We start from the raw sequence: 14,264 nt of genomic DNA on the forward strand, positions 1-14,264 counted from the left end.
CGAGAAGGGTACCGGCGCTTCCCCTCTCGCCTCTACCTCGTGGTCCAAAGTACTGCTTTTATTCTATGAATTCAGGGGTTACTCTGAAATTGAAAGAAGCCAATTAGAGCGATCTTTTATGTATTGGATTCGTTGCTCATTTTCGTCTTCTTTATTCGATATTTTTTCCATTTGTCGAGTGGATTTTTCCACCTTTTTATTTGGTAAATCTTCGGTGGATGTATTGTTTAATTTTTGAATAGGTGGTTTTTCATTGTCAGGAATAGGGGGCTTTTCGTTGATGTGATGTTGCATCGAATTTTCTCTGGTTTCTGCTTGTGAATTTTGGTTATAACGAAGGGAGCGAAGCCATTTTTCGATCGAGCTTTTGCTAAGGAGTCCCCCAAGCAAGTGCTCGTAATGTCGGGTTTCTAATTTCTCTGACTGGTATAAGTAAAAACTGACAATATCGCGAAGCGATTCACTTCTTTCGATTTGTTCAATAACCTGTTTCCAGCAAGGGTTTTTGCTGATTGGGTCACATGAGAAGTACGCGGCTCGTTGCAGAGGTCCGAGCAAGAAGTGCAACAACTCCAATTGCGAAGTGACCAAGTTTTCTGTTTTTACTTCCAAAACCATCAACGTGTCGATCTGATGCTGATCATGCTTTTTCATCCTCTTAATCTGTGCTAAAACGCTTTCACTATTCAGAAGATGGTGCCCGGGAATATCAGGGCCACGTAAAACGACCGGAGGGCTTGGTAGCATGACGCGTTGTTGCCCACCCGAAACAGTTAATTCGCGATGAGTGATGATTTTGGCTATAGATAATTCTGATAATGTGGCCTCAATACCGAATGGGCTTCCGGCCAGGGGCGTATAGAAGAAGGTGAAGAAGGTCATGTTGGGCTCCTAGAGTGTTTATGCGCTTAATTCTTTTACAGGGGCCCATTGCTCTGGTTTTGCGATAAAAAATTGATTTTTTATATGTTTTTGATATCTGGCGATATTTTTCCACGACTATCATGGTGTTCTGCCCTAGAATAGCTAGCCCGGTATTGCACCAGCGCTGCGACGTTGGCCTGCTGAGTGACCAGGCCAGCTCGTTACGCCAGTTTTAGCAAAGATCGATCATTTTTTGATCGATTTCCCGACATCAAGACGCACTGCCCCCTTACCCCCAGTGTTTATTCCGTGCCGGGGACAGCACCGCACCGGTCACCCCGGCACCAGCTTCTTGACCAGCTTGAGGAAGAGGTCCTGATCGGGGTAGTGACTGCTCAGCATCAGGCGGACGCGCCGGGTATTGCGGATTACCACGCCACCGATCTTCAGCAACTTCAGGCGCAGGGTGGTGACCTGGGCCGTGGCGTAGGCGGTGCGCTTCAGATACACCCGGCGCAGCCGTTCCAGCAGCCGTTCCAGCAGCCGATAGGCCAGACCGGCCAGCAGCAACCGGTACTGGTTGGGCCACCAGTCATGCCAGCTGGTGCGATCCGAGAAGAGCCACTGCTGTTCCTTGATGCGGTTCTCCATGTCGCCGCGCGGGCAGTAGCGATGGTCGTAGAGCCACTGCGGGCTACCATGCAGGTTGGTCACCACGTAGCGGGTGTTGAAGCCCCGATGGCTGGTCTCGGCCTTTACCACCACCTTGCGTCGCGGGCGCTTCCAGCTGTGAGCGGCATAGTGGATGCGCCCGAAGTGGCGCTGCTTGGTCCGCTCGGCCTCCCAGCGGATGGCCGATTCATAGCGAATATCGAGTGACAGCTTCTCGAGGCGGCTGTTGGTGGCCAGGCCGACGATGTACTCGACGCCATGGCGCTCACACCAGTTGAGGATCATCGGCCGACAGAAGCCACTGTCGCCACGGAAGACGACCTTGACCTCGGGCCAGGCCTGACGCAGGCGCCGGACCAGCAGGGCGAGGATAGCCCCGGCATGGTAGGCAGCATCGCGATAGACCGGGCGCAGGTAGCTGACCAGCAGCTGCTGGCCACAGAAGACGTAGAGAGGAAGAAAGCAGTACCCGTCGTAGAAGCCGGAGAAATGCCGGCCGAGTTGCTCGCCATGCACGGGGTCGTCGGTGGCGTCGAAGTCCAGGATCAGGCGCTTCTTCGGCGGCCGCCGAAAGGAGCGGATGAACTGCTCGACGATCTCCTCCTGAATGGCCACCGCCCATTGGCGACTGGCCTGCTGTTCGAAACGACACAGCGTCGATTGGCTGGCCAGCACACTATCGGTATCGACCGCGGTTTGCAGGGCGATGTCGCGGCGTAAGGCATGATGATCGTTGAGGTCTTCGTAGCCCAGCGCCAGGCCGAAAGCCCGCTGCCGAAGCATGGTCTCGGCCCGGTGCTGACAACGTCGAGAAGCCCGGGTGTCATCCCGGCGACGGGCGACGGGCGACGGGCGACGGGCGACGGGCGACGGGCGACGGGCGATGGTGCGGGTCAAGCCCCATTCACGACCAAGTTGGCGAAGCAACAGGGCACCGCCATCGGAGGTGATCTCGCCACCGTCAAAACTGGCGCTGACCTGGCGGCCCTTGCAGCGTGGAAACGAGGTGGTGGACGTGGTACATTTTGTCATGGCGGCTGTCTCGGTAGATTCTTGGTTAGGCTCTTGAATTATAACCGGTTTTCAGCCGCCTTTTTTTATGTCTGGTGCAATTTCCGGGGTCGCGTAAAAGCGATTCTTCGGAAGGAGAGACGCTCGACCAATGAAGAAGGGGGGGGGCACGGCGCCCCTCCCTGGTTACCGACATGCATCCTGTGCTATCGCGTGTTGGCACCATCTGGATCCTGTACAGCTTGTCTGGGGGCCAGTTTCTGAAGCGCGTTGAGCAGCGCCGGAGGTTCTCGGCCCTTCGTCGCGGGTTGCGAAGGCTCAGAGGGTCTTGTCCAATAGCTGCCTCGTCATCAATTGAGGATGTCTTTGTGTCAGATCCACGTCGTGACGACCTCGCCATCACACTGACCAACACCGTGCTTCAGATGGACTGGGCAAACTGTTTCGATCAGGGCGCTCTGGAACGCGGTCTCCGGTATGCCCGACAGGGCCGAGTAGCGAGCGGCATGAGCCTGGAGGTCGAGGACGATAGAATCGTATTAAGCGCCGAGGTGGTGGGAAGCCAAAAGCAACACTATGTCACTGAGGTAGCAGTGGATGCTGATGGCAGCGGGAACGAGCTGTTAGCGGGATGCTCCTGCCCGGTCGGTTTTGGTTGCAAGCATGCGGTGGCGCTGATCCAGACCTTTCTCGATCAGATGGAGGACGATCACGCCTCGCAGGCCAGCCCGGCGAGGGAAATGGAGTCGTCACGACTGACGCGTGATTGGGAAGCCTGGTTGGAGCGGCTGGAGCGTTCGACACGCGTGGCTGCGACTGGGTCTACCGTCGACGCGGAGTATCGGTTGGGGCTGTTTCTCGACGTGGTACAGCGTCGCTGGGAATCGGTGCTCAGCGTCCTGCCAGTATGGCTGCGCCCTTCGCGGCAGAGTAAACGCCACGGCGGATGGGTCGCGCCGCAGACCGTCGAGGCGCACCCTCACGGGCTGAGGCCGGCGCCCCTGAACGGCTGGTCCGAAACCCAAGAGGATGCGCTGAGCTTGCTGTTGCGCGGCACCCGTGACTCGCACTGGGAGGGTGGTCAGCAACGCCACTGGACGATCGTTTCCCAGCCCTTCCAATCGCGTGCGCTCTGGGCACTGTTAAATGATGCCGAGCCGCCGCTTCTGTTCTTCCGAAAGCAGACAGGTAAGCGGCTTGAACTGGGCACCGACTGCGAGCTGTCGCTCGGCTGGCAGCCCGATGCCGAGGGCAATCAACATCTTCAGGCCGAAACACTGCCGCGAGAGACACTGTCCGCCGAGGCCATGGTGGCGCAAGCCGGACGCGGGCTCTGCTACCTCGACCCTGAGCAGGGGCTGTTCGGTCGCATGTCGGGAAGCCCTGACCTGCTGCGTCAACTGCGCTATTCCCCGCCGCTGCCGCCGGAGATGAGTGAGTGGCTTGGCGAGCGGCTGAGCAACACGCCGGCGCTGGCCGACCAAGTGCCGCCGCCTCAGGCGGTGGAGGAGCGTACCCTGGCGCAGGTAGCGCCGCGAATCATGGTCACCATGCGGGTGGCGAACGGCCAGCTTTCCTACCGCGACGGTGTGCCGATGCCACAATGGGTCAGCGTGGGCGCCGCCGAGGTGGGGTTCGACTATGACGGCATCAGGGTGACCGCGCGCTGGCAGGACATAGACCCTGTCTTTCAGGAAGGCCAGCGGGTGACGGTGCACCGGGACAGGGAGGCGGAGACGGCCCAGATCCGTAACCTGCCGGCGGGGATGATAACGCTGGAGTCGCTCATAGCGGAGGGGGCCGTGCCGGCCAAGCTGGATGTGCCAGCCTGGTCATTAATGCTGCCCAGTGGCGACACCCCTCCGGCCAGTGCCGCTGAGTGGCCCTCCCATCTGGCGCGGCCCGACGGGTGGTGGGACATGATCAAGCGACTGCGCGAGTCAGGCTGCCGGGTTGATTTCAGCGACGAGTTCCCGGAAGAGCCGCGCGAACTCGCGCCGGAGGCCTGGCATGGCGAACTTGAGTCGGCCGGCAACGGCTGGTTTGATCTGGCGCTGGACATCGAGGTGGAAGGGGAGCGTCTCAACCTGTTGCCGATTCTGCGTCAGCTGCTCAAGGACCCGGACTTCCCCCTGGAGCCTGCAGACGACGAGCCCGACGCAGTCACATGGACGCTCACGCTGGACCGGGACCGCCGGCTGGTATTGCCGCTCGCTCGCCTGCGCTCGCTGATGGCGCCGATTCTGGATTGGCTGAATGACGAGACCGATCCGGAGGCGGCGCTTCAGCTACCGCTCACCGCTGCCGAGAGTGTGGCACCGCTGGCCGAACATGAGCGTTGGGTTGGGCGCGAGGGAATGGCGAACCTGGCCGAGCGGCTCAAAGCACTGCCCGACAGCCTGCCGGTTCCCCAGGGCTTCATGGGGGAGCTACGTGACTATCAATCCCGTGGCCTAGCCTGGCTGCGTTTCCTCTCCGAGCTCGGTACCGGCGGCATCCTGGCTGATGACATGGGCCTAGGCAAGACAGTGCAGGTGTTGGCGCATGTGCTGGATGAGCGGGCCCGTGGCATGTTGCAAGCCCCGGTGATGGTCGTGGCCCCCACTAGCCTGGTGGGCAACTGGTGCGCCGAAGCGGCTCATTTCGCACCAGATTTGGAGGTGTTGGCACTGCAGGGCGGCAAGGCCCAGCGTCAACGTCAGATCGAGGAAAAGCTGCCCCATGCGGATCTGGTGGTGACCACGTATCCATTGCTGATGCGTGATGTGGAGCGTCTGCGAGATAGTGCGTTTGGCTTGCTGGTGCTTGACGAGGCCCAGGCAATCAAGAACGCGGCCAGTCAGACAGCGCACTCTGTGCGCGAGATCACGGCTGACCGGACGCTGGCGATGACTGGTACGCCACTGGAAAACCATTTGGGCGAGCTCTGGGCTCAGCTGGATGCGGTCGCACCTGGGGCGTTGGGCAGCCAACAGTGGTTCGGCCAGCATTTCCGCACTCCCATCGAGAAGGAGAACGACGTAGGGCTGAGTCAGCGTCTCTCACGGCGTATTGCGCCGCTGCTGCTGCGCCGTACCAAGCAACAGGTACTGGAGGAGTTGCCTGCCAAGACTGACACGCGTCGTGAGATCACGCTAACCGGCAGCCAGCGTGAGCTTTACGAGAGTCTGCGCCTAGCCCAGCACCAACGGGTACAGCAAGCTATTTCGGAACGTGGCCTGGCCGGTTCCGGTATCGTGATGCTCGATGCGCTGCTCAAGCTGCGCCAGGTCTGCTGTGATCCCCGTCTGGTCAAGCTGGATAGCGCTAAGGAGGTGCGTCGCTCGGCCAAGCTGGATCAGCTGCGAGCGCTGCTACCGCCGCTAATTGAGGAAGGGCGGCGTATCCTGGTGTTCTCGCAGTTTACCGAGATGCTCGGGTTGATTGGCTCGAGTCTGGAGCGCGATGCTATCCCCTATACTCTCCTCACCGGCGATACCCCTGCCCAGACCCGCACCCAGCGTGTGGAGTTGTTCCAGCAAGGAGAGGTGCCGGTCTTTCTGATTAGCCTCAAGGCTGGCGGTACCGGCCTCAATCTTACGGCCGCGGATACGGTGATCCACTACGACCCCTGGTGGAACCCCGCAGTTGAGGCCCAGGCCACCGGCCGCGCCCACCGATTGGGCCAGCAGAACCCGGTGTTCGTCTACAAGCTGGTATGTGCCGGAACGGTGGAGGAGCGCATTCTTGAACTGCAGGCCCGAAAGGCCGATCTGGCGGCCTCGATCCTGGCGGGTGGCAGCAAGCAGCAGAGCGATGGCCCGCTGTTCGACGAGGAAGACCTGGCGCTGCTCTTCGCGCCGGTGGCGTAAGACAAGTGGGTTTAACCGCCCCGAGATTGCCGGACGCCCCCGGCCGGGCCTGGCGTGCATAGGCCGTTGAGGTAGGCCAACAAGATTCTGGCTAAGGGACAACCCTGTACCGTCATGCCACGAGCCCAGCATGATGCCGGGCTTGCTGGCGATGGGGTGGTTGTCTTCCCGGGCGTTCGCGTGTCATGTCCCGCTTTGTAGTTGCTCGTTGGGAGGTGAAGTGGTCCAATTGGAACAGACACCCCGATAAGTCTCATAAGGAGGCAGTGGAGGTGTCCCTGACCAAGAAGACTCGACGTTGGTTTTCCAATGAATTCAAGGCGGATGCGGTGAGCCTGGTGATCAATCAGGGTATGCCGTACCCGAGGCTGCTGGACGCCTGTGCGTGGAGCGCAGCCTACTGGTGAGCGCTCCGCAGGCACTGCGAGAGCAACTGCTTAAGCCAAACGCGGCAGCATGTGTGGCAGCCTGCCTGGAGCTGGTGCCAGAAGATGATTCAGTAATGCTCCGGTCCCAGACATCGACCCTGCAGCTACTTGCCCGACGCTGGCAGGCCCTGACCGGGGAGCTTCGGGAGCTAGATACCACATTGGAGCGGCTCGCACATCAAGCCGCTCCCAGCTTGGCACCTGCTCGGGTATCGGCGCACAGGCAGCGGCGAACTACGGATGACCACCGGTGACAATCCCGAGCGCCTTCGCAGTGATGCAGCCCTTGTCGCACTCTGTGGTGTAAGCCCGCGTGAGGCCTCTTCGGGCAAGGTCATTCACCATCGGCTCAACCGTGGCGGCGATCGACAAGCGAATAATGCGCTCTGGACAATTGCCATGGTGCGTATGCGCAGCGAACGACGCATACGCGCCTACGTTGGGCGGTGAACGCAGGAGGCCGCTTTACCAAAGAGATCCACCGCTGTCTCAAGCGCTATATGGTGCGCGAACTCTACCCACTGATTACCAAGGATTTACAGGCTGCCGGCGCTGCGACTAGACTTAGGAGCGTCAATGCCGTCATGGAGCACTTCTTCGGCTCACTGACAAGCGAGTGGCTGGCAGGTCAGCGATACTGGAGCCGCCAGGCAGCACGGCGGGATGTGATCGAATACATCGAGATGGAGTACAACAGCTGCCGGCCCCATTCGACCCTTGGCTACCAGGTGCCGAGGGAGATTGAGCGGGCAGTTGCAGCTTGAAAATGTTTCCGCTCTGACTTGGCCAGAACATTTCGAGGTCTCGCCCTTGATCATCACACCCTTTCGGGCTCGCCTGGCAGTGGCAGTCCTGGTCCCCATGGCATTGGTCACGCTGACAGTGGCCCCCATCTTCATGTCGCACCTGGAAGAGCGGACTGACGCTACGCGCCGGTCGGCCGAGGCGATGCTCTCCTCCGAGTATGAACTACTCTTGAGAGGCATGAACGAAAGTTTCAATCAGGTGTTATCCACCGCGGAATATCCCCTGCTAAGGCGCTTCCTGTCTCGTCAAACAGTAAGCCAAAAGCTCAGATGGGATCGAGCGTCGCAGCGCGACTGGGAACAGCTGGACGCACTGCTTCGCACTCTGCTGACGCATTTCGATCGCTATACCCGCCTTATGGTGGTGGATGTCGAAGGCCGTGAGTGGGCAGTTGCCTCTAAATTACCTCTAGAATCGCAGTCTCCGGCGATTGCACATGACGCTACTGACACCTTTCACAAGGCGATGAGCCTACATTCGCGGGACCTCTATGTTTCCCCGCCACGCCTGGGGGCGTCCGGCAAGGAAGGGGCACCGGTGACGACCGTCATCGATATCGCCACACCGATTGTTGATGAGCGAGGTGAACGTCTGGGCATGCTGTTGTTCACGCTCGACTGGTCCAAACTCACGGAGTCACTGCCTCATGCCCATGGGACCCAGGGCCAGGCGCTGCTGGTGGATGCCCAAGGTCAGTGGTTGCTGCCTGATGGCGGTGGCTCAGGCGCGCGCTTCGGTCAGTCGCTGTCAACACAGTGGCCCGCTGCCTGGGAGGTCATGGCTACCCGTAACCAAGGTAGCATGACCTTGGACAATCATCTGCTTGCCTTCCGCAGCCATGATCTGCGTACTCAGCATTATCGAAGTCAAGCGGGCACGATCATCAGTGACCGGGGCACCCAGCCTTGGCGCCTTGGCATCCTCATGTCGAGGCCCAGCTTCTTGGGGCTGCTGTTGGAAAATCCGGTGCAGCTGCTGGCGATCGTCTTGGTCTACCTCTTATCGATAGCTTTCGGGGTGTTCTGGGTGCTCAGTAACCATCGGCTGCGTGGGCTACGGCAACGGGCGCTAACGTTCTCGCGCGAGGCCCGCCAGTACGCCAGTGAGGTTCAAGATCTCTATGAGTACGCCCCTTGCGGCTATCACTCGCTGGACAGTGAGGGCCGGATCATCAAGATCAATCGCACCGAGCTCGAGTGGCTGGGCTACCGCGCTGACGAGGTGATCGGCAAGCGTCACTATCGAGACTTTGTGACGTCGGAGACTCGTGAGGCCTTCGACGCCGCCTTTCAGAAGGTGTTGGGCGAGGGGCGGGAAGGGGGTGCGGAATGCGAACTCCTGTGTCGCGATGGCACTCGTCTGCCAGTAGCCATCCAAGGCAAAGCGCACGTGACCGAGGAGGGCTTTCAATATTCTCGGGCCATGGTATTCGACCTCAGCGAGCGGAAGGCAATGGAAGCGCGTCTGCAGCAACAGGCGCTCACCGATCCGCTCACCGGCCTGGGGAACCGTCGTGCTTTGGAAGACCAAGCAGCCATGGAGATCGCCCGTGCCGAGCGCAACGGCGCCCCGCTGTCGCTGTTGGCTATCGATCTCGACCACTTCAAGCACATCAACGACACCTACGGCCACGATGTGGGTGATTTGGTGCTGGAGGCCTTTGCTCTGCTTGCTCGGGAGGTGCTGCGTGACGGCGACGTCCTGTGTCGCATTGGCGGTGAGGAGTTCGCCGTACTGTTGCCGAACACGAGCAAAGAACAAGCTCTGAAGGTTGCCGAAAGGCTACGCCAGGCAATCTCCCTCACCCCTGCCAAGATCGGTCAGGCCATGAATGAAGACACGACGTTGGCCTATACCGCCTCACTAGGAGTGACGCTGGTCTGCGCTGGGGAGACTACGCTGAAGCCGGCGATCAGGCGCGCCGACCAAAAGCTCTACGCTGCCAAGGAAGCGGGTCGCAATCGGGTGCACTGGGAAGAGGCTTGAAGTGCCTCTGGCCGGGAGCCAGCCCATATGGAAGATGCCCGGGGCAGGTACCCACGGCAGGCTAGGGCTCGTCCGTGAAGCTCTGTTTGGCCAGAGGCACGTGCCGACGTCGAGCAGGGCTGTCTGCTGGATATCCGCACACTCCTAGCATGCCTCGGATAGCATGGTGAGCCCCCTGACGACGCTGGAGCGGCATGCCAAGCAATTAGTGAGGTGCTGGACTCTGGTCTGACCAACGCCCGTCGGGTAAGGCATGAACGGGCTCTTCCAGGCGGCCAGGTCACGCGCACGCGGCTACCGGAACGAGGCCAGCTTCATCGCCATGATCTACCTGATTGGGAGCCCTGTGGGGCGCCTGCTGGATCAGACCAAATCCACATGATGTGACGAAGAACCGGAAAAGGCGTGTCCACCCCTTGGAGTAAAGCACTCCCAGTATTCTCTCGTTCATGCGCGTGCCCTCAGTCGGCTGTAAGTCCATGCTTCATGCGATAGTCCTGCAGGGCTTCATCGAGTAGATCCGCTTCACTGACTCGATAGCCTTTCTTCGTGGACTCAGCATAGACCGCATCCTTGAAAGTCTTAGACTTGTATCTTCCGTGGCCGCCCTCCCTTGGCGCCATTGGCCTGGGCTGCATTGCGTTTGGCTGGACTACGGCTACGGCCCCCTGCGGCGCCTAGCTGACGAGCCATCCATTGTTTAGAGCCAAACTGCCCTTCCAAGAGAGCGGGCACGTAGAGGTCGGCATCGAGCTGAGGCCAGTGCAGGCCAAGCCCGGAGGGGGATACCTCGATCTCGGCCAAGGCCTCCGATGTGGCATCGGCGAGGCCTTCCACGAGATGCGGAGGGATCGCGAGCTCAAGCCCAGAGTGCAGACGCACGATCACTCGGCTGGTGCGGCGGTCGTAGCGTGCGGCCTCAGCATGGGCATGGTCGCGTTCGGCGGCCATGCGAGCCTCTGCCTGCTGGATAACATCATCAGTAATGGCCATGAATCTCCCTCCATTTGGCACATAACGCCAACAGTTCTTCTGACAGTGCCGACGCGATACGGTTGAGGTCCTTCGAGTTGAATTGGTAACTCTCACGCAACTCGGGAGGACCACTCGGACAGTGCAGGATGAAGACCGCTTCACCGCCCTTGCCGATGACGTGCACATGCGCCGGTCGATGGTCGTTGGGGTAGATGACGGCTCTCAGGCCATCGAAACGGAGAATGGTTGGCATGAGGACAGTCTAGCATAAACCTAACCGTTTGGGTTTATGCTGGATCAGCGTGGATCGGAGAGGTAGTACACTGTCTGGTCTCCAACTAGGAGCCGAAGGTGGGTACGGTTCCTAATAGACGGCGCTAGCATCCCTGCGGTCCCTGAAATGACGTGCCTGTCCACAGGCTTGGGAGCTTCCGAGAAGCACCCTGCATCCCTGAAATGACGTGTCCGGCGGTTCCTGAAATGACGTGCCTCGAGGCAGGCTGATACTGTCCGGGTTTTAACCATATCGAAGCTTGTCGCACCTGTTATCAGGTGTATGACCTATCTGCTAGGCGCCGCACTTCGACGTGAGAAAGCCAACCAATGTTCCTGGCACAGCCCTCCAGGCGCCGTTCAACACTTTTGCTATCAAAGGGCGACTGCTCCTCCAAACAGACCACCACCGTGACCGCCCCCTCCAGGTAGTGCAGCTCCATATCGCGAATCGCCGCCCAGACGTCCAGCTGCCCCCAACATTCCCTCAGGGCAGCCTCGACCTCGGGGCGCAGTGGTAGACCCGGGAAGCGGCTGGGTTCGTCCTCGCCAGTGTCGTCCTCAGGATCGATATGGAAAGTGAGGTCGGTGAGAGCGGGAAAGGCGTTGCGAAGGCGGCGGCTCACCTCGTTGCCGATCTCGTGGCCCTCGGAGACGCTGATCCGCGGTGACACCACCACGTGTAGGTCGAGCATGGTGTGCCCGGCCGACTGGCGGGTACGCAGATCGTGGATGCCCTCGACGCCGGCCACGCTTTTCGCCACCTGGCGCATCTCCTCCTGGGTAGCCACCGGCAGGGCGGTATCCACCAACTCGCGGCCTGACTCCCACAGAAGGCCCCAGCCCACCTTGCCGACCATCAGGCCGACGATCACTGCAGCAACCGTATCGATCCAGGTGGCGCCGAACTGGCTGCCGACCAGGGCCACCGTCACCACGCCAGTCGAGAGCACGTCACTGCGGTGGTGCCAGGCGTTGGCCTCGAGCATCTTCGAGCCGATGCGCCGCGCCACCTGACGAGTCAGGTGGAAGAGCCACTCCTTGGACAGCAGTGCCAAAGCGGTCAACAGGATCGCCCAATAGCCTGGCGGGGGGATCTCGGCGGAAGAGATCAGACGCTCGAGGCTCGACCAGGCGATACCACCGGCGACGAAGATCAGCACGCTACCCAGGAACAGTGTGGCCAGGGTCTCGATACGGCCGTGGCCGTAGTGGTGATCGTGATCAGGTCCCTGATGGCCATAGTGGGAGGCAGCAAGCACAAAGCCGTCGGTCACCAAGTCAGAGAAGGAGTGGATGCCGTCGGCGACCAAGGCCGCGGATCCGACGATCCAACCGACCAGGATCTTTGCCACGCCCAGCAGGGTGTTGATCGCCGCGGACAGGCAAGTAATGCGTCGGGTCGCCTGATGCTTCGCGAGATTGGTCTGCATGAACGTTCCCTGAGGTGCTTGACGGTGCAGGTGGCCATGAGGCGGCAGGAAATGGTACCGAAAAGGTCCAGATTGGCACAAGGCAGCGACTTGGAAGACGTATCGTCATTGGGCGGATGCAGGCTCTGAGTGCAACACCATCCCTGAAATGACGTGCCTCGAGGCGGCTGATACTGTCTGGGATTTAGCTGAAAACCTGAAGTGGTCCAATTGGAGCGGACACCCTGATAAGCCTCATAATGTAGGCAATGGAGGTGTTCATGACCAAGAAGACTCGACGTCGGTATTCCGATGAGTTCAAGGCGGATGCGGTGAGCCTGGTGACCGAGCAGGGGTATTCCGTATCCGAGGCCGCCCGGCGCCTAGGCTTGGAGCGCAGCGTACTGGACCGCTGGTGCCGCCAGCACCGTCAGCAGGTCGCCGGAAGCTCAGGGCGGCAGTAGGACGATCCCGACGCAGAGATCAAGAAGCTCCGCGAAGAAGTTCGTAGGCTTCAGATTGAAAAGGATATTTTAAAAAAGGCGGCGGCCTTCTTCGCCAAAGAGTCGAGCTGAGATACCAGTTCATCGAGTCGGAGAAGGCCACCTATCCTGTGGCCGTGTTGTGTCGAGTCATGCGGGGCAGCCGGAGTGGTTTCTATGCCTGGCGACGGCGTGGCCCTGATGACCATCGACAGGCCCTGCTCCGTGAGGTCAGAGGGATCCATCGCCGGAAGCGCGGCAGCTACGGCAGCCGCCGCATGGCCAAAGAGCTGCGACGCTGCGGCTATGAGGTCGGCCGTTACCAGGCCCGAAGCCTGATGCGGGAAGCCGGCGTCGAGGCACGGCAGCGTCGACGCTGGCGTCATACGACTGACAGTCAGCACACTCTACCGGTGGCCCCCAACTTGCTGAACCGCCAGTTCATGGTTGCAGCGCCGAACCGGGCCTGGGTGGCCGATATCACGGCGATCTGGACGCTGGAAGGGTGGCTCTATCTGGCGGCGGTGCTCGACCTCCACGACCGGCAGCTGGTGGGCTGGGCGATGGCGGATCACATGCGCACGCAGTTGGTACTGGATGCCCTGGAGATGGCCGTAGGCCGCCGGCAGCCCGAGAAAGGACTCATCCATCACAGCGACCGCGGCAGTCAGGGCGGATTCAATTGGTCGTCGCAACATCTCGATATTGGAGGTGTTGCATGGGACGATCACGTGGCTGGGGCGCTGCTGAACAGACGGGGCGGGCACCGATGCGTTCGCCTGGCCGACCGGGCGTCAATCAGCGGGATGCCAAGCGCGCGTTCTGGGAGCGCATTACTGAGGGACTATCGAGATGGAATACAACAGCTGCCGGATACACTCGACCCTAGGCTACCAGACGCCGAGGGAGGTTGAATTGGCAGTTGCAGCTTGAAGATGTGTCCGCTCTGACTTGACCAGAACATTAGGTCGCGGATCGTCGGAAGTGGACCCCATTCACGGCTGCAGCGGCAATGCGATATTGGTTGTGGGGTGACTGATATGACCACTAAAACTCTGCGAGACTCCTTCCCCGACCTGGCCGATTACCACGCCCCCGCGTCGTTCGAGTGTTTTGTGGCCGATCTGAAGGCCTCGGCACGTGCCGGTGGCGAGCCAGTCATTAACCCTCGGTTATTTGCCAGCGCCTTGGGCATGGACATCCAGACGCTGGCCGCCCGTGCCCATGTGCACCGGACAACGATCAACCGCGCCCAAGGCGCGGAGAAACTGCAGTCTTTCCTTCGCGATGTGCTCCGCGTGCTGGGCGCGGCGGCGGATATCAATGGCAAATTGCCGGATGTCCTGTTCTGGTTCCGCAATGAGCCGATCTCTACTTTCGACTACCAGCCCCCCGAGCAGCTGGTGAGCGAGGGTCGGGCCGATGACCTGCTGCGTTATGTGCAGTCGCTCAAAGCAGGGGGCGTCGGGTGATCCAGTGCCTGCTGAGAGAGTGGCCTATCGC

The 14,264-nt window shown here is 60.3% G+C and carries 8 protein-coding genes and 4 pseudogenes; 7 read left to right on the plus strand and 5 right to left on the minus strand.

Annotated elements, in window-relative coordinates:
• Window positions 1–78: 78 nt before the first annotated feature.
• Both OP496_RS13290 and OP496_RS13295 read right to left on the minus strand, forming a co-directional pair.
• Complete coding sequence (locus OP496_RS13290; RefSeq protein WP_280564187.1) at window positions 79–882, minus strand: hypothetical protein; 804 nt, start codon at window positions 880–882, stop codon at window positions 79–81.
• 315 nt (window positions 883–1,197) lie between these two features.
• The gene (locus OP496_RS13295; protein ID WP_280564188.1) at window positions 1,198–2,568 is read right to left on the minus strand and encodes an IS1380 family transposase; all 1,371 of its coding nucleotides are present in this window, start codon (window positions 2,566–2,568) and stop codon (window positions 1,198–1,200) included.
• Window positions 2,569–2,915: 347 nt separating this feature from the next.
• Here OP496_RS13295 and OP496_RS13300 point away from each other — a divergent pair, with 347 nt between their 5' ends.
• The 5 genes and pseudogenes from OP496_RS13300 to OP496_RS13320 form a co-directional block, all read left to right on the plus strand.
• A complete protein-coding gene (locus tag OP496_RS13300; RefSeq protein ID WP_280564190.1) occupies window positions 2,916–6,398 on the plus strand; it encodes a DEAD/DEAH box helicase in 3,483 nt (1,160 codons plus the stop codon).
• Window positions 6,399–6,676: 278 nt separating this feature from the next.
• Window positions 6,677–6,801, plus strand: a pseudogene (locus OP496_RS13305) (transposase); the annotation flags it as partial.
• A gap of 600 nt (window positions 6,802–7,401) precedes the next feature.
• Window positions 7,402–7,590, plus strand: a pseudogene (locus OP496_RS13310) (integrase core domain-containing protein); the annotation flags it as partial.
• Window positions 7,580–9,619, plus strand: a complete 2,040-nt coding sequence (locus OP496_RS13315; RefSeq protein ID WP_280564192.1) for a diguanylate cyclase — start codon at window positions 7,580–7,582, stop codon at window positions 9,617–9,619. The pseudogene OP496_RS13310 and the gene OP496_RS13315, both read left to right, overlap by 11 nt.
• Before the next feature lie 250 nt (window positions 9,620–9,869).
• A pseudogene (locus OP496_RS13320) lies at window positions 9,870–10,001 on the plus strand (ISL3 family transposase); the annotation flags it as partial.
• Between the two features lie 200 nt (window positions 10,002–10,201).
• On the opposite strand, the gene OP496_RS13325 reads toward OP496_RS13320, so the two are convergent.
• The 3 genes from OP496_RS13325 to OP496_RS13335 all read right to left on the minus strand — a co-directional run bounded on the left by OP496_RS13325 (window position 10,202) and on the right by OP496_RS13335 (window position 12,300).
• A complete protein-coding gene (locus OP496_RS13325; RefSeq protein WP_280564194.1) occupies window positions 10,202–10,612 on the minus strand; it encodes a DUF2442 domain-containing protein in 411 nt (136 codons plus the stop codon).
• On the minus strand, window positions 10,599–10,847 hold the full coding sequence (locus OP496_RS13330; protein WP_083868104.1) for a DUF4160 domain-containing protein: 249 nt from the start codon (window positions 10,845–10,847) through the stop codon (window positions 10,599–10,601). Before OP496_RS13330 ends, OP496_RS13325 begins: the two co-directional genes overlap by 14 nt.
• Window positions 10,848–11,142: 295 nt before the next feature.
• Window positions 11,143–12,300: a cation diffusion facilitator family transporter gene (locus OP496_RS13335; RefSeq protein ID WP_280564198.1), complete on the minus strand. Its 1,158-nt coding sequence runs from the start codon at window positions 12,298–12,300 to the stop codon at window positions 11,143–11,145.
• A gap of 260 nt (window positions 12,301–12,560) precedes the next feature.
• Here OP496_RS13335 and OP496_RS13340 point away from each other — a divergent pair.
• Together OP496_RS13340 and OP496_RS13345 are read left to right on the plus strand one after the other, a co-directional pair.
• Window positions 12,561–13,432: pseudogene (locus OP496_RS13340) on the plus strand (IS3 family transposase); the annotation flags it as partial.
• Window positions 13,433–13,801: 369 nt separating this feature from the next.
• Complete coding sequence (locus OP496_RS13345; protein ID WP_280564200.1) at window positions 13,802–14,233, plus strand: DUF2384 domain-containing protein; 432 nt, start codon at window positions 13,802–13,804, stop codon at window positions 14,231–14,233.
• Window positions 14,234–14,264: the final 31 nt, after the last annotated feature.

This window comes from Chromohalobacter sp. 48-RD10, from assembly GCF_029889785.1.
Lineage (GTDB): Bacteria > Pseudomonadota > Gammaproteobacteria > Pseudomonadales > Halomonadaceae > Chromohalobacter.